The organism is Litorilinea aerophila (assembly GCF_006569185.2).
GTDB lineage: Bacteria > Chloroflexota > Anaerolineae > Caldilineales > Caldilineaceae > Litorilinea > Litorilinea aerophila.
This window is the reverse complement of sequence record NZ_VIGC02000029.1, coordinates 40,406-55,581: the sequence shown is the minus strand read 5'-3', so window position 1 is coordinate 55,581 and position 15,176 is coordinate 40,406. Positions and strand designations below refer to the sequence as shown.

The following is a 15,176-nucleotide window of genomic DNA, read 5'->3' as shown; positions in this document are numbered from 1 at the left end:
TGGTGGCCTTGCATCCAAATAGCTCATTCCACGGGAGAGACACCTATGGCAACCGAACGAGAACTCACCATGGCCAAGGCCATTGCCGAAGCCATCGATCAAGAAATGGAGCGCGATGAGCGTGTCTTCGTCATGGGCGAAGATGTGGGCATCTACGGCGGCATCTTCGGCGCCACCCAGGGGCTATATGAAAAATATGGCGGCGAACGGGTCATGGACACCCCCATCTCGGAGACCGCCTTCATCGGCGCGGCCACGGGCGCGGCCGCCGAGGGGATGCGGCCCATTGTGGAGCTGATGTTCGTGGACTTCTTCGGCGTCTGCATGGACCAGATCTACAATCACCTGGCCAAGAACACCTACATGTCCGGCGGACATGCCCATTACCCGGTGGTGTTGACCACGGCCATCGGCGGCGGCTACAACGACGCCGCCCAGCACTCCCAGTGCCTCTACAGCATCTTCGCCCACGTGCCCGGCCTCAAGGTGGTGGTTCCCTCCACTGCCTACGACGCCAAGGGGCTCATGATTTCGGCCATCCGGGACGACAACCCGGTGATGTATTTCTTCCACAAGGGGCTGATGGGCCTGGGCTGGATGAAGTATCACCCCCGCTCGGTGACGCCCGTGCCCGAAGAGCCCTACACCATCCCCTTCGGCCAGGCCGACATCAAGCGTCCCGGCAACGATGTGACCATCGTCAGCCTGGCCATGATGGTCCACCGGGCCCTGGACGCCGCCGACGAGCTGGCCAAGGAGGGCATCGAGGCCGAGGTCATCGACCTGCGGACCCTGGTGCCCCTGGACAAGGAAACGGTGGTCAATTCGGTTAAGAAGACCCATCGCCTCCTGGTGGTGGATGAGGACTACCACAGCTTTGGCATGACCGGGGAGATCGCCGCCATCGTGGCCGAGGAGGCGCTGGACTACCTGGACGCGCCCATCCGTCGCCTGGCCGTGCCCGACGTGCCCATCCCCTATAGCCGGCCGCTGGAACAGTTCGTGCTGCCCAGCGCAGAGCGGATCGCGGCCACCGTCCGGTCGATGATGGAGTGAATGGCATGCCCTACGAACTCACGCTACCGCCCATGGGCAGCAGCGCCGAAGAAGGGATCGTGGTGGCCTGGTTCAAGCGGGAAGGCGCAACCGTGCGCGCCGGCGAGCCCCTGTTGGAGGTTCAATTCGACAAGGTGAGCACAGAGGTGGAGGCGCCGGTGGATGGCCGCCTCCACCGCATCCTGGCCCCCCGGGATGCAGTGATCAAAGAGGGGCAGACCCTGGCCTTGCTCCTGCTGCCCGATGAAACGGAGGAGGCCGCCGAGCCCGCGACCCCCGCCGCCGAAGCCACCCCGGCCGGGGAGGCACCCCAGGCCGGGGCCACGTCCACCTACCCGGCTTCGCCGGCGGCCCGCCGCCTGGCCCGGGAGCTGGGTGTCAACCTGGCCCAGGTGACGCCGGCCAATGGACGGCGCATCACCGAGGAGGATGTGCGCCGGGCCGCACAACAGGCGCAGGCGCCCTCCCCCGCAGCCCCTGCCGTGGAAGTGCGTGCCACCCCCATCGCCAAGCGGATAGCCCGGGAGCATGGCATCGACCTGGCCACCATCCAGGGCACAGGCCCGGGCGGGCGCATTGTGGAGCAGGACGTGCGGGCCGTCCTCGAGCAGCGTGCCACGGCTCCATCTGAGGAAGGGACTGGGGAAGCCGTGGGGGTGGAGCGCCGGCCGCTGAGCCCCATGCGTCGGGCCATCGCTCGACGCATGATGGAGAGCCTCCACAACACGGCCCAGTTGACCATGACTGCCCAGGCCGACGTCACCGACCTGGTCCAGATGCGAGAGCAGTGGAAAGCCACGTCGGATGCCACCTACGGCGGCGTCACCTATACGGACCTGCTGGTCCGGGCGGTGGCCCTGGCCCTGGTTCAGCATCCCCACATCCGGGTGCGCTGGGCAGATGATGCCCTGGAGTATCTGCCGGGGATCCACGTGGGGGTGGCCGTGGCCCTGGAGGATGGTCTGGTGGTGCCGGTGGTGCGGGATGCCGATCGGCTTTCCCTGGCGGCGTTGAGCGCTGAGATCAAGCGCCTGACCGGGCTGGCCCGCAGCGGTCGGCTGTCGGAAGCCGAGATGGCAGGCGGTGTCCTCACCGTGACCAACCTGGGGATGTATGGCATCGATGCCTTTACGCCCATCCTCAACCCGCCTGAATCCGCCATCCTGGGCGTGGGCCGCATCTACGAACAGCTTGTGCGGGGGGAAACCGGCATCCTCTGGCGTCAGATGATGACCCTGAGCCTGACGGTGGACCATCGCCTGATCGACGGGGCACCCGCTGCCGCCTTTCTGCAGCGGGTCTGTCAGCTGTTGGGCGATCCGGATTCTCTGGTGGGCCCCTCCTGAGCCCGCCTGGGCAGCGGTCGTCAGGTCGTGTTGGCCTGGCGACCGCTGCACGTTTGACATTCACCGATGGCTCTGCTGCAAAAAGGTCAAATGAGGACGCTGACCCACGCCGATGAACGCTGATTCGGGCGATTCCCTCTTGCGTTTCTTTGCGCCTTTGCGCCTTTGCACCTTTGCGTTTAAAAATGCCCTTTTTGCAGGGGAGTCACAGATGACCCAGGTCCCACAGCGAGAGCCATGTCGGATCTGTGTCCATCTGTGGCAGGATCCACCTGGTTGGGTCACCACCTCACCAGTTCACCTCTGCCGTACGCACCGTGGCCACCCAGCGAACCTCATCGCCACTCCCGCCGGTGACCTGGATCGCCAGCGCGTCGTTGGTGTTGTCGGCGAGTACCGTCACGTCCCAACTGGCATCGTCTTCGCCCAGCACCGTGGTGGTGGGCGTGCCGATGAAGGCCGTGTTCCCGGACGAGTTCTCGATCAGCCCCACGATGCGATAGCCGGCCGACTCCCCGCTAGAGCTGCGCCCTACCACCAGTATGTCGAAGGCAACGGCCCGGTTGGAGGCAAGGGTGATGCGCTCTTTCAGCGAGTCGGCCGTTCCCTCGTAGCCGTTCAGGAAGAGTTCCTCAGGCGTGGTCCCGCTGGTCGTCTGGCGCAGGACGTAGACCGAGGTCTGGGCGTCGCCGTTGGCCGCAAAGCGGCCGCTGGCGTAGGCCATCTCGCCGTAGTGGGAGGCGTTGGCGAAGACGCCGCCCGGAATGGTGCTGCCATAGGCGTCCGATGTGGTGGTGTTGCCGGCGCCACCGCCGATGGTAGAGCGGTTGCCGTCGGCGATGTTGTCCTGGCCGCCGCCTACCGTGGCCCAGAAGCTGTTTGCCTCATTGCCCGATCCCCCGCTGACCGTCGCCAGACTTTCCCCGGCGGTGTTGTCCCACCCGCCGGCCACCGTTGCGTACTCGGCTGTCGCTGTGATGACGTTCTGGTAGCCGCCACTGATAACCCCGTAGGTCGCCTCGGCGATAATAAGGTTGCCCGCGCCGCCGCCGATGGTGGTTGCCACACCCAACGCCTGGTTGGGTTCGGTGATTTCGTTATCAGACACATCGAGGGCCACACCGCCACCGCCCACCACCGCGCCGGCGCCGCCGGCCGTGTTGCCGTCACCGCCGCTGACCGTGGCGTGGTTGCCACTGGCGGTGTTATTGCGGCCGCCGCCCACCGTCGCCCGCCTCCCAGAAGCCGTGTTGCCGGTGCCGCCCGCCACGGTGGTGCTGCGCTCGCTGGCGGTGTTGTTGGCGCCGCCGCCGATGGTGGCACAACAGTTGCTCAAGCTATTGGGGTCACCGGCTACGTTGTCAAAGCCCCCGCCCACGGTGCCAAAGGTGCTGATCACCTGATTTTCTTCGCCGTTTCCCTTTCCACCCCCGCCGATGGTGGCTCCTACCACTCCGGCGGCGACGCTGTTGCCGCTGTAGCCGCCGATGATATTCAGCGTGCCGGTCGTGGGCGCCAGGCGCAGGGCGGCTGTGCCGTTCACCGCCAGGGTCAGGGTCACGTTGTCGGTGGTGCCCAGGAAGTGGCTGGCCGGATCGGTGCCGGCGTTGCCTTCCAGCCGCCAGTAGCGGTTGTCGGTGAAGCCGGTGTCCAGGCTGAACTGGGTTCCGCTCAGGCTCAACCCTGTGCCGGCGCTGTAGGTGGTGTCGTCGTCGCCGTCGTCCAGCCCGGCCGGGCGATTCTGGATGTCCGCCCAGGTGACGCTGGTCAGGCCCACATCGTCGGTCCCGTCGGCAAAGCCGGCCGGCACGTTGCTCAGGTTGCCCCAGTGCACTTGCGCGCTGCCGGAGGTCTGCAACTCGGTCTCGGTGTAGTAGCGGTCGTCGTGGTTATGGTCGCTGCGGGCCACGGTGTTGGCGCTGCCCGTTCCGGCGAAGTCCACGCTCAGGGTGACATCGCCGCTGGTGCCGCCGCCGGTGAGGCCCGGGCCGGCCGCCACACCGGTGATGTCGCCGCCACCCCCACCGCCCCCACCGCTGCCCACGTCGTCGGTGCCGCAGGCCCAGGCAGAGCCGTTCCACTCGGCGACCTGGCCGTTGGTGCACTCCTGAGGCAGACGGTAGGGCTCGGCCACGCTGAACTGGGTGCCGTCCAGGTTCAGGCCCAGGCCCGCACTGTAGGTGGTGTCGTTGTCGCCGTCGTCCAGCCCGGCCGGCACGCCGGTCAGCCCGCTCCAGGGCGCGGATGTGGCAGAGGCGGCTGTGACTGCTTCTTGGGCCAGGATGGCATAGGGGACGCTGGCCAGCCGCTGTCGGGGTAGGGGCGAGCCGCCGTTCACGGCCACCTGCATCCAACGCTCTGGGCCGTCCAGCATCCCGGCGGTCAAGGGCGACATGCCGCCCAGCATCACGTGGAAGTAGCCGCCGTCCAGGGGGACGCCGGTGTGGGTCTCTTCCCAGAGCTTGTTGCCACCGGACTGGGTATCGTAGAGGGCGAAGGTAAGATTCACGGGGCCGGCCAGCGGGGCGCCGCTGCCATCGGTGAGCAGGCCCTGGAAGTTTACCAGGGACGGGGGACTGTTCAAGGTAGCAGGCGCGGCCTGGGCGGATCCCAGACTTGCCAGGGCCAGCACGGCCAGCAGAAGGCTCAGGGCCAGGCTCCCAATAGAGGCGTGCTTCACGGATGTGCTCCTTTCTCAGACAACTGCGCTCTCACACAACTGCGCCATCGGTTATATCATCGGTGTACCACCGGGAGATAGATGACATGATCCGGTCCTGGCGGCGGCTCATCCCCCTGCACAATCACCGTGCCGGCCATCCCCACACCGTTGGGTCCGCCGTGGGCCTCACAGTAGTAGCGGAAGGTGCCGGCCTGGGTGAAGGTGTGGCTGAAGGTGCTCCAGTTGCCGCCCAGGGGTTGTTCGAAACTGCCGTCGTCGGCGGTGACGCTGTGGATGCCACTCTCCCGGACCCAGGTGACCGTATCGCCCACGTTCACGGTGATGAGGGCGGGTTCAAAGAAGTTGTCCCCCACCCGGACGGTGATCTCCGCGGCCGGGGCCTGGCTGGGGGGCAGCAGAAAGCCGTTGCTCAGGGCCACGCTGCCGTTGGTGGCCACGCCGGGCAGGGTCGCGCCGATGACGCTGTGCAGGCGCACTGATGCCCCCTGGACGCCCCCGCCCGAGGCCAGGACAAAGCGCATGGCGACATCCCCGGCAGCCTGGGCCAGGGGGGTGAAGAGCCAGGCCGCCAGGATCGCGCACCCAACCAGAATGCCGACAGCGCGCCAGCGGATCCGGGCCGATGATGGTTGCTGCATGGGTATCCTCCTTCCAGCCTTGAACATTGAAGCGCGATTCTCCATCGGTCAATCCTGGCGGAAATCCACCGGCAGCCGCGCCTGGGGGGAAAGCGGCCGGATTCCCGCCCTGGCATTTATGCCAGACTCTACTGGCATAACGCTGGCAGTGGCCGTCTGGGATGTATGGGCGAGTGGATATCCTATCGCTGCACGTTGGGCAGGTAGACCCGCCATTCCTCCTGGGCCGGGGCTTCCACCGTGGTGGTCAACTGGGCCTCCGCCCGGACGGTGCTATCCCATGCCGAGGTGACGGTGACGCCGGTCACGTCCGAGGCGCCGGGGGCCGCATCGGCGGGGATGGTGACGTCCACGGTGAAGGAGGCGGCCTCGCCGGCGTTCAAGGGGCCGACCGACGACGGCGATGGGGACGCCGGCCAGGCGCCGTTCACGGCCACGGCGAAGCTGTCCGCACCGGTGCCCGTGTTGGTGACGGTGAGGGTGTAGCGGACGGTGGCGCCGGCCGCACCCTTCTGGGACTGACCGCCCCCGGCTACGGTCAGCGCGGCCAGCCGCGGGTAGAAGAGCGCGTAGCGGCCCATCTGCGCGGCCTCCACGTGGCAGTCCACCTGCCCCTGGGCCGGGTTCACCGTACAGGTGATGCCCTCCTGGCTCCACCCGCTGCCGTCCCAGCGGTAGAGCTGCAGCCCTGCCTCGGCCAGGTCGGGAACCGTATCGGCATCGTACCCCAGGGAGACGGAGATGGCTTCGGCCAGGGTCAGATCCGTTTTGGCTTGGTCTTCCTGGTAGAAGGCCAGCTCGAAGGCCCGCCCGGCGCCGTGGCGATCCTCGGGGAGGGGATAGCCCGGCTCATCCTTCTCGCTGTAGGCCAGGATGGTCTCGGCGAAGACGGCGCCCGGGGGCACGGTGAGGACGGTGCTGGCCTGCATGGAGGCGGCGCCTGCCTGGGCCGAAGGGCCGGTGTAGACGAGGGTGGCGGTGACCGTGGGCGAGGCCTGGGCCTGGGCATCCACCCGGTAGGTGGTCACCGTCTGGGCGCCGGTGGTGCTGACCCCGCCGTCGGCGCTGGCCCCGTAGGCGGTGTTGGTCAGGTGGCTGCTGGCCGTCACCGTGTAGACCAGGCTGACGCTGGTGCCGTAGGGGGATAGTTCGGCCAGCTCCCAGCGCACCTGGTCGCCTGTCAGGGTGCCGCCGGACACGTAAGCGGCGCCCGCGGGCAGGGTGTCGGTGACCAGGACGTTGGTGGCCGTCATGGCGCCGGCGTTGCGCACCGTCAGGGTGTAGGTGAGGGGGACGCCGGCCAGGGTGGTGGCCGGGCCGCGCTTGGTGATGCTCAAATTCGGCTCCACGGTGGCGTAGGTGCCCACCGGATGGACGGCAGCGGCGAAGTTGGGCGCGCCGGTCTCTACCCCCACGCAGTTCTCCACGCCCACGCTCACCACCTGCAGTCCGGCGTCTTCCCAGCGATAGGTGGCCTGGGGCGTCCCCTGGCCAGAGAGGGGCTCCGGCGCCCAGGTGTAGGTGATGGGCTGGGTGGGCGCTCCCGGGTCCACCGTGGCGCTGAACAGATAGTCCACCCCCACCAGACCGTCCTGCGGGCCGGAGAGGGTGACATCCCGCACCGGTGCCGGGCAGTCGGCCGGCACAATGGTGATGCGCCCCAGGATGTCTTCCTGCACCAGGTCCTCGTCCTCCGCCAGCTGGTCGGGGTCTTCCACCTTGCGGTCCACCCGGAATTCCACGTTGTAGGTGCCCACTGCGTTGGGGCCGAAGACGAGGGTCGGGGTCATGATGGCGGTGAGGCCCGAGCCGAAGAACTCACTTTCGGCCAGCACCAGGGTGACCGTGTCGGTGATGACCAGCAGGCGGTCTTCGCCGGGCAGCCCCTGCTGGCGTTGGGGTTCATCCGGCGCCGGCTCTCCTTCGCCCACGGGCTGGCCCGTCTGGGCGCCGTTGAGCAGGGTGTAGAAGCTGTTGGGGCCGGGCTGCTCGATCACCCGCACCCAGGCCGCCACGTTGTCCTGCTGATCCCGCAGGATCAGGTCCATGCTCTGCATGCTGCGCCAGGTGGTGGCCGTGACGGGCGCGGTCCAGCGCAGGGCGAAGGTAGTGGTGACGCCGGTGGTGATGGTGCTCTCCAGGGGCGGCGCCAGCAGTTCGCTTTCGCCCAGGAAGGGGAACTGGACGCTGAAGGGAAAGACGTTGGAATAGCCGCCGCCGGGCCCTGGGTTTTGCACGCTGATGAAGGCCGTGCGCGGCGCGGGGAAGTTGATGTCGCTGCCCCGCACCCGGATCCAGATGCGATTGCTGCTGCTGTAGAACATGGAGCGGAGAGAACCGTTCCAGTAGACCCGGGAAGTGGGCAGGAAGTTCCGGCCATCGATGCGCACCCAGAAGTCGGAGGCAAAGGGGTTGGCCGAGGCCCTGTTGGGCGAAATGACGGTGATGTGGGGCGCCGGGTTCAGGGTGACCACCTCCTGGGAGAGGCGGATCTGGTAGCTGCCTGCCAGGTTGTTGGCGCTGCGCACCCGGATCAGGTAGCGGCCTGTCTGCTGGAGGATGTACCCGTTGATGAAGGCATTGAGGCCGTCGCCGCCGTTGTTGTTCACGGCGACCCGGGTGCCATCGGGGTCGAAGAGCTCCACGTAGGGGTCCATGCTGCCGCTGGTGCGGTCCACGGCCACGGTGAGGCGATCGCCGGCCTGGCCGTTGTAGAAGAAGAAATCCCGATCCGAGCCAGGATTGATGGCGGCAGAGCGGGTCTGGCCGATGAAAAGGGTGGGATAGTCGTCGCTGTCACAAGTGATCTCCCCACAGAGGGCGGCGTAGAGGTCGATGCGGGGTTTGGTCGTCGAGCCACCGCTGCGGTTGTCGTTCACCGGGATGCCCGTGTCCCGCAGCAGGGTGCGGATGCGGAAGACCTTGGCGGCGCCGCCGGGCGGGTTGGATCCCGAAGCCAGGGCCTCGGCCATGACCGCGAAGGCACCGGCGACGTGGGGGGCGGCCATGCTGGTGCCGCTCTTGAACTGGTACTGGTTGGCGAGCACCGGTGCGTAGATGCTGACGCCCGGCGCAAAGACGTCCATGAAGGGGGCCACGTTGGCAAAGCTGGCCACCCGGTCGGACTTGTCGGTGGCGCTGACCTTGACGGTGGAGCTGTGGCAGGCGGGCCAGCCCATGGCATCGGTGAAGCCGCTATTGCCTGTGGCCACCACCACGGCGATGCCTGCCGCGGTGAGGGCGTCGATGCGGAGCTTGGTGGATTCAAACTGGTCACAGAGGGCCGTGTACTTGCCGCCCCCCAAACTCATGTTGATGGCGGCGATGTTGTGCTGGCCGCGCAGGGTGTTGTAGACGTAGGCCAGAGCCGCATCGATGTCCGCAGCCGAAGAGAGGGTGCAGGGACTGGTGCGGTTGGCATTGGCGCAGGGGGTATTGGTGCCGCTGTCGGTGGCGCGACGGAAGACCTGGATGGAGATCAGGTCCGCCTCCGGGGCCACGCCGGCCACGATGCCGGCCACGTGGGTACCGTGGTCACAGCCGGAGATGCTGCTGGCGCAGGACTGCCCCGAGGCCAGGGTGGTGCTGCTGGACGCGCCGCCCGGACAGAGGGAGGTCGCCCCGCCGCCAGGCGTGGAGAAACAGGCCCCTGCCACCACCTTCCCCGACAGGGCCGGGTGAAAACGGTCCACCCCTGTGTCCATCACCACCACGGCCTGGCCGTTGCCCCGGTAGAAGAGGGTGTGGGCAAAGTGGCCACGGATCAGGGGAACGCTCTCGTATAGAAGCGGTGGCACCTCCAGGGCCGGGTAGACCCGCCGCACCCGGGGATCCGCCAGCAGCGCGGCCAGTGCCTCCGGCGAGGTGACCTCCAGGGAGAGATCGGGGAAGGTTGGGTCGGCGATGGGATTGGCGATGCCGTCGGCGGGCAGGGACGCCAGCACTCCCTGCTGGGCCTGGGCCACCGCTGCGGCCTGGGCATCGGCCGCGCCCACCTGCTGGAGCGCTTCCAGCCGCCAGGGCACGTCCAGCATGACGATGAGCCGCAGGCTGCCCTGGGCTTGTAGGCGTTCCAGAAGAGCCGCCGTGTCCGGGTCGGCGGCGGGGAAGTCCGGCCCCTGTCCGCTGGCAGGGGGGCCGTTCAGGCTGAAGAAGAGCGCCGCGGCCAGCGCTGCCCCCCAGAGCGGCAGAAGCAGCCGGCGCCAACGTGGATGTTTCATGATACCCCTCCTTTAACAAACTTTCGATGCAAAAAATATCGTGGATGACGGGTGGAATTCTTTATGCGGCCTGGGCCAACTGTCGGCGGATGAACGCCTCCAGGGAAGTTAGGGGCACGCCGAGGACGCCTGCGGTTTCGGCCATCTCCACTGGAGAATCGAAGGTGTCGAGCCAGGCGGCCATGGACCATGCCTCCTCCGGCAGGCCGGGGATGGGCGCGCCCGGCGCCACATGGACCACAGGGATGGAGCGGTTCAGGAGCTGCGCCACGGCGGTCACCGCATCCAGGAAGGAGAAGACTTCGGGGCCGCCCAGCACCAGGCGGCGATGATGGGCGGCCGGATGCTCCAGGGCGGCCAGGATGAAGGCGGCCACGTCCTGCATGGCGATGAAGGCATGCCGCCGGGCACCGCTGCCCACCAGGGTAACGGGCCGCTCCTGGAAGATGGGCCTGAGCACCAGCCCGGAGATCCAGGTGTCCATGAAGGCGTTGGGGGCCAGGATGGTGTAGTCCAGACCGCTGGCTTGCAGATAGACTTCGGTTTCCGCTTTGGCCCGCAGGAAGTCGGAAGGGCTGTGGGCGTCCGCGAATTGGGCTGAGACAAAGAGGTAGCGACGGACGCCGGCGGTGACGGCCGCATCGATCAGGTGGCGGTTACCCCACAGGTCCACCTGTTCCACGGTTTCGCCGGGGCGGGAAGCCGCGTTGGCCGTGGTGATGACCGTGTGCACGCCCCGGCAGGCGTGGACCAGGGAGGCCGGTGCGGTCAGGTTGCCATAGACCGGCTGAGCGCCGGCTGCGATGAGGGATGCGGAGTCGGTGGCCAGTCCTTGGCCGGCAAGGGTCGCCGCGGGGGACGGCTTACGCACCAGGACGCGCACCGGCCAGCCGTTCTGGAGCAGGCGTCGGGTGACCAGGCCGCCCAATTGCCCGGTGGCACCGACGACGAGGATCATGGGAAGCCTCCTTTGGTTGCATTCCGGTTGACGTCATACCCGGTATACCAAACGAGGCGTTTGACAGGCGTTTCATGGGCGCCTTGGGCTACGGTTGAATGGGGGGCTTACCGTTCTGTCGAAGTAGAGAAGGTTTTGCTCAAATTTGACGCCGGGGTACCTGGCTGTATACTTACAATGTCATTACATTGGGGTGTCAATACACAGGAGGATATGATGATACGCAAGATCTTTCGGACAGGAAACAGCATTGTCGTTTCTCTTCCCAAAGATGCCCTGGGCCAGTTGGGCCTGGGTGAGGGAGATGAGGTCTCTGTGGAAGTGGACCAGGAGCGACGGCAGATCGTGATCAGCCCGGTGAGTCCGGCGCTTCTCGACGTTGACCAGGAATTTGCCCGCCAGGTCGCGGCGTTCATTGAGGAGTATCGCCCCGCATTGGAAGCCCTGGCTCGCCAATGAAGGCGCTCACTGTTGTCCAGGTGTTATTTTTGCACGCCCGCCTCATTGAAGAGACAGGCGGCATGCACGGGGTGCGGGCTCTCTCCCTGCTCCAGTCAGCCGTGGCCCGGCCCTGGACCACCTTTGGCGGCCAGGATTTGTATCCCGATCTCTTCTCCAAGGCAGCCGCCCTGATGGCTTCCCTCATCCACAATCACCCTTTTGTGGACGGCAACAAGCGCACCGGAATCGCTGCGGCAGCCCTCTTCCTGCGTCAGAACGGCTATCGGCTGGTGGCGTCCAATCAGGAAGTGGAGACATTCACCCTGTACGTCACCAGGGCCAGGCCGGAAATTGTCGAAATCGCCGCCTGGCTGCGCGCGCATACGGTCCGAGACCCTGGTAACAGCGTTTAGCGGGGTTCACGCTTCTTTCCAGCGCGCCGCACCCAATCCGCATGGGCTTCGCAGATGCAGCGGTGAACGTGGACCTGCTCGAAGAAAGCCCGGCGGCGGGCCTCATCCTGGATGGCGGCTGCGGCCTCTTCCAGGTGCGCGTAGGCCGCGGCGAGCACCTGCCGGGCCCGCTGTGTTTCGCCCAGCGCGGCCAGCAGGTCGGCCAGGTGCCAGAGCCAGTCGGGAAGTAATTCGCCGCTCCATCCCCCCTCTTGCCATGCCTGCCAGCACCCTTCCGCCAGCTCCCGGGCCCGGGGCCGTTGACCCAACGCCAGCAGGGCCCGGCCCAACAGGGTACGGCAACTCTGGGTGTAGAGGCGGTCACCTGTCTCCTGGAAGTACCTTTCAGCGGCGGGGAGCAGCGCCAGAGCCTCCTGCCACGCCTCCCGTTTGACGTGGATCCGGGCCAGGTCGTGGCGGACAATGGCGGCGAAGAGGGCGGCGCCGTGGTCCACCGCCAGATCCAGCGCTTCCCGATACAGGCGGGCTGCTTCCGCCAGGTGGTGGGCCCGTTCGGCCACCAGGCCCAGGTTGGCCGTGGTGATGGTGACACCGACCACGTCGCCCAGGACCTCCAGCGTCTGCCGGGCGTCCTGCAAAAAGGTGGTGGCGGCCGCGAAGTCACCCAGGGCCGAGGCCGCCAGCCCCATGGCCCCCTGGATTGCGGCCATCCCCCGCCGGTAGCCGACAGCCTCATTTTGGGCCAGGGCTTTCTGACCCACCTGCAGGGCCTGGTCGTGGGCACCCCGGCTCTGCAACAGGCTGGTCAGGTTGCAGAGGGCGCGCGCCTCGCCCAGCTGGTCGCCCACGGCCCGGCGCAGGGCCAGGGCCTGGCGCAACGCCTGTTCGGCCCTTTCCGGTGGTTCGCCCAAGGCCGGATAGATGAAACCCAGCCCGTCCAGGGCCTCCGCTTCCTGGGCTGCAGCCTGGGTCTCCCGGGCCAATTCGCGGGCCTCCTCGAAGTGGCGGCGGGCTGTGGCCATGTCGCCACACCGGATGGACAGTTCACCCCAGGCCAGCAGGATGTCCAGGGCCAGGGTGGGGTCCTGGTGGGTCTGGGCCAGTTTCAACGCCTGCTCAAAGTAGACGGACGCCTCTGGGTGTTGGCCGGTTTTCGTCGCCAGGAGGCCGGCGACGTACTGGGCGCGGGCCTGCTGAGGGGGTGCCCCGACGGTGTGGGCCAGACGCAGGGCCTGGGTGATGGCCTGCTGGGCATCGGCCGGCTGGCCGAGGACATCGGCTATCTCAGCCAACAGGAGCCAGATGTCCACCAGCAGGGGCGTGAAGGAATCATCGGCCAGGGTCCGGGCATGGTGGAGCAGCTCCCGGGCTGCGTGGTAGGCAAAGCGGTTCATCTCCTGGCGGGCTGCCTGGACATAGAGGGCCAGGGCCGCCTGCCGGTGGCCGGCCTGCTCCTGGTGGAAGGCCTGGCCCCGCAGGTCGTGGGGGGAGAGGCTTTGCAGGGCCTGGGCTGCCCGCCCATGGAGGGCCTGACGTCGCGCCGGACCGAGCTGCTCGTAGACTGCTTCCCGCAGCTTGTCATGGCTGAAGGCATAGGTGGCCGGCCCCTCCTCGCGAAACAGACGCCGCTGCCACAGCTCATCCAGGGCGCGTACCAGCCGGTCCTCATCCAGCTCGGTGAGGCGGGCCAGCAGGTCGGTGGTAAAACTGCGGCCGAGGACGGCTGCGGCCTCGGCCAGGAGATGGGCCTGGGGTGAGAGCTGTTGCAGGTGGGCCAGGAGCAGGGCCCGGGCCTGTTCAGGCAGGGGCGCGTCCGCGGGCAGGGTGGCCAGGCCACTGTTGACATACTCGACGATGAAGAGAGGGGTGCCGCCGGTGTGTCGGTAGAGGGCGGCCGCCGTCTCCGCCGGCAGGTCATGGCCCACCAGGTTGGCGGCCAGCCGCGCCGTCTGGGCCGGGCTCAGCCGGGCCAGGGGCAGGACGGTCCACTGCCCCCGCCCTTGCAGTCCGTGGGCCAGGGCAGACAGGGGATGGTCCGGCGCCAGCTCGTCGTGGCGGGCGGTGAGGAGGAGCAGGAGCCGGGCCTGGACATCGTAGCGGAAGAGGTAATGGAGCCATTCCAGCGTCTCCTCATCGGCCTGGTGGGCATCGTCCAGCAGAAGCAGGAGGGGCTGGGGCTGGCTCAGGATGGCCCGGGTGAGGGCTTCGAAGAAACGCTGGCGCTGCCAGGCTTCCCGCAACGGGCCGGGCTGCACCGAAACGTCGGGGAGCAGGTCAGGCAGAAGCCGGGCCACTTCCACCTGCCAGGCTGGAGGGAGGGAGGGGGGCGGCAGGCTGCGCAGCCAGGCCGCGACCGGTTCGAAGGCCAAAGGTCCTCGGGAGGTGGGGGCGTGGGCGGTGGCTGTGGTCACGTTCTGACGTTTCGCCCACTGGACGAACTCTTCCGCCAGGCGGCTTTTGCCGATGCCGGCCTCGCCGGTGATGAGGACACATTGGGGCGGAAATTGCCCCCGGCGAACGGCCCGCCAGATGCCCAGCAGGCGTCGCCAGGCCTCATCCCGGCCGATGAGGGGAGCGGGGCGACGTGCAGTGGGCTCCGGTAGATCCCCAGGCTCCCGCTGGAGAAGCTGGCGGTACAGCGTCTGGGTCACCTCATCGGGCTCCACGCCCAGCTCCCGCTGGAGGGTGGTGACGCAGGTGTGATAGGCCTGGAGCGCGGCGGCCCGGTTGCCCTGGGCCGTGTGCAGGCGCATCAGACAGCGGTATGCCTGCTCGTTGAGGGGATCCAGGCGCAGCCACGTCTGGCCATAGCGGATGGCTTCTTGCCAGGCCTGGCGTTCTTCCAGCAGGCGGGTGAGCATCTCCAGGGCGCGGAAGGCCCGTTGGCGCAACCGCTCCCGCAGGGGAAGCAGCCATTCGTCGTAGTGGCCGGGCAACAGATCGCCCCGGTAGAGCTGGACGGCCCGGCGCAGAGCGGCCTCTGCGGCCTGATGCTGGCCGCCCTGGAGGTGGGTTTCGGCTTCTTCCACTGCGGCGTCGAAGGCCAGGGCGTCACAGACGAAGGGGCCATCGGACCGCCAGGCGATCAGGGTGGCGTCGGCGTGGATGAAGGCGTCGGCCTGGGGAAGCAGGCGGCGCAGGCGGTGGAGCAGGTTGCGCAGGTTGGTGCGGGCCTGGGCTTCCTGGGTATCGGGCCAGAAGAGGAAGGCCACATGCTGGCGGGGCTGGGGCGCGCGGCTGTGCAGCACCAGATAGGCCAGCAGGGCCTGCAGCCGTTCGCTTTCGGCCAGGAGTTGCTGCCCGTGTCGGTCGGTTACCTGGAAGTCGCCCAGGAGTTGTATCGCAAGCAGAGATGGCTGGGTGCTCATCCGACGGTCGATGGCTGAGAAAAGAGCCTGGAGGGGTAGCCATCCCCATTGTA

The 15,176-nt window shown here is 67.5% G+C and carries 9 protein-coding genes; 4 read left to right on the top strand and 5 right to left on the bottom strand.

The window, feature by feature from the left end:
* Positions 1-45 precede the first annotated feature (45 nt).
* Both FKZ61_RS18845 and FKZ61_RS18840 read left to right on the top strand, forming a co-directional pair.
* Entirely contained in the window at positions 46-1,056 is a 1,011-nt protein-coding gene (locus FKZ61_RS18845) for an alpha-ketoacid dehydrogenase subunit beta (RefSeq protein WP_141611696.1), read from the top strand.
* A 5-nt stretch (positions 1,057-1,061) separates the two neighbouring features.
* Complete coding sequence (locus tag FKZ61_RS18840) at positions 1,062-2,402, top strand: dihydrolipoamide acetyltransferase family protein (protein ID WP_141611695.1); 1,341 nt, start codon at positions 1,062-1,064, stop codon at positions 2,400-2,402.
* 289 nt (positions 2,403-2,691) lie between these two features.
* Here FKZ61_RS18840 and FKZ61_RS18835 read toward each other — a convergent pair whose 3' ends face one another.
* The 4 genes from FKZ61_RS18835 to FKZ61_RS18820 form a co-directional block, all read right to left on the bottom strand.
* A complete protein-coding gene (locus tag FKZ61_RS18835) occupies positions 2,692-5,082 on the bottom strand; it encodes a hypothetical protein (protein ID WP_141611694.1) in 2,391 nt (796 codons plus the stop codon).
* Between the two features lie 56 nt (positions 5,083-5,138).
* A complete protein-coding gene (locus FKZ61_RS18830) occupies positions 5,139-5,723 on the bottom strand; it encodes a plastocyanin/azurin family copper-binding protein (RefSeq protein ID WP_170199995.1) in 585 nt (194 codons plus the stop codon).
* A 182-nt stretch (positions 5,724-5,905) separates the two neighbouring features.
* A complete protein-coding gene (locus FKZ61_RS18825) occupies positions 5,906-9,943 on the bottom strand; it encodes a S8 family serine peptidase (RefSeq protein WP_141611692.1) in 4,038 nt (1,345 codons plus the stop codon).
* Positions 9,944-10,004: 61 nt separating this feature from the next.
* Positions 10,005-10,901, bottom strand: coding sequence for an SDR family oxidoreductase (locus FKZ61_RS18820; RefSeq protein ID WP_141611691.1), 897 nt, complete (start codon positions 10,899-10,901; stop codon positions 10,005-10,007).
* Positions 10,902-11,117: 216 nt separating this feature from the next.
* Between FKZ61_RS18820 and FKZ61_RS18815 the strand changes: the two genes are divergently transcribed.
* Both FKZ61_RS18815 and FKZ61_RS18810 read left to right on the top strand, forming a co-directional pair.
* Positions 11,118-11,360, top strand: a complete 243-nt coding sequence (locus tag FKZ61_RS18815) for an AbrB/MazE/SpoVT family DNA-binding domain-containing protein (protein ID WP_229964318.1) — start codon at positions 11,118-11,120, stop codon at positions 11,358-11,360.
* Positions 11,357-11,755, top strand: a complete 399-nt coding sequence (locus FKZ61_RS18810; RefSeq protein WP_141611689.1) for a type II toxin-antitoxin system death-on-curing family toxin — start codon at positions 11,357-11,359, stop codon at positions 11,753-11,755. Before FKZ61_RS18815 ends, FKZ61_RS18810 begins: the two co-directional genes overlap by 4 nt.
* Here the strand turns inward: FKZ61_RS18810 and FKZ61_RS18805 are convergent.
* On the bottom strand, positions 11,752-15,123 hold the full coding sequence (locus tag FKZ61_RS18805) for an ATP-binding protein (protein ID WP_170199991.1): 3,372 nt from the start codon (positions 15,121-15,123) through the stop codon (positions 11,752-11,754). The genes FKZ61_RS18810 and FKZ61_RS18805 overlap by 4 nt on opposite strands.
* Positions 15,124-15,176: the final 53 nt, after the last annotated feature.

Excerpts from the sequence above, each read along its gene's own strand:
- FKZ61_RS18845 (WP_141611696.1), top strand. The coding sequence starts at position 46 with ATGGCAACCGAACGAGAACTCACCATGGCCAAGGCCATTGCCGAAGCC.
- FKZ61_RS18840 (WP_141611695.1), top strand. The coding sequence starts at position 1,062 with ATGCCCTACGAACTCACGCTACCGCCCATGGGCAGCAGCGCCGAAGAA.
- FKZ61_RS18830 (WP_170199995.1), bottom strand. The coding sequence starts at position 5,723 with ATGCAGCAACCATCATCGGCCCGGATCCGCTGGCGCGCTGTCGGCATT.
- FKZ61_RS18825 (WP_141611692.1), bottom strand. The coding sequence starts at position 9,943 with ATGAAACATCCACGTTGGCGCCGGCTGCTTCTGCCGCTCTGGGGGGCA.
- FKZ61_RS18820 (WP_141611691.1), bottom strand. The coding sequence starts at position 10,901 with ATGATCCTCGTCGTCGGTGCCACCGGGCAATTGGGCGGCCTGGTCACC.
- FKZ61_RS18815 (WP_229964318.1), top strand. The coding sequence starts at position 11,118 with ATGATACGCAAGATCTTTCGGACAGGAAACAGCATTGTCGTTTCTCTT.
- FKZ61_RS18810 (WP_141611689.1), top strand. The coding sequence starts at position 11,357 with ATGAAGGCGCTCACTGTTGTCCAGGTGTTATTTTTGCACGCCCGCCTC.
- FKZ61_RS18805 (WP_170199991.1), bottom strand. The coding sequence starts at position 15,123 with ATGAGCACCCAGCCATCTCTGCTTGCGATACAACTCCTGGGCGACTTC.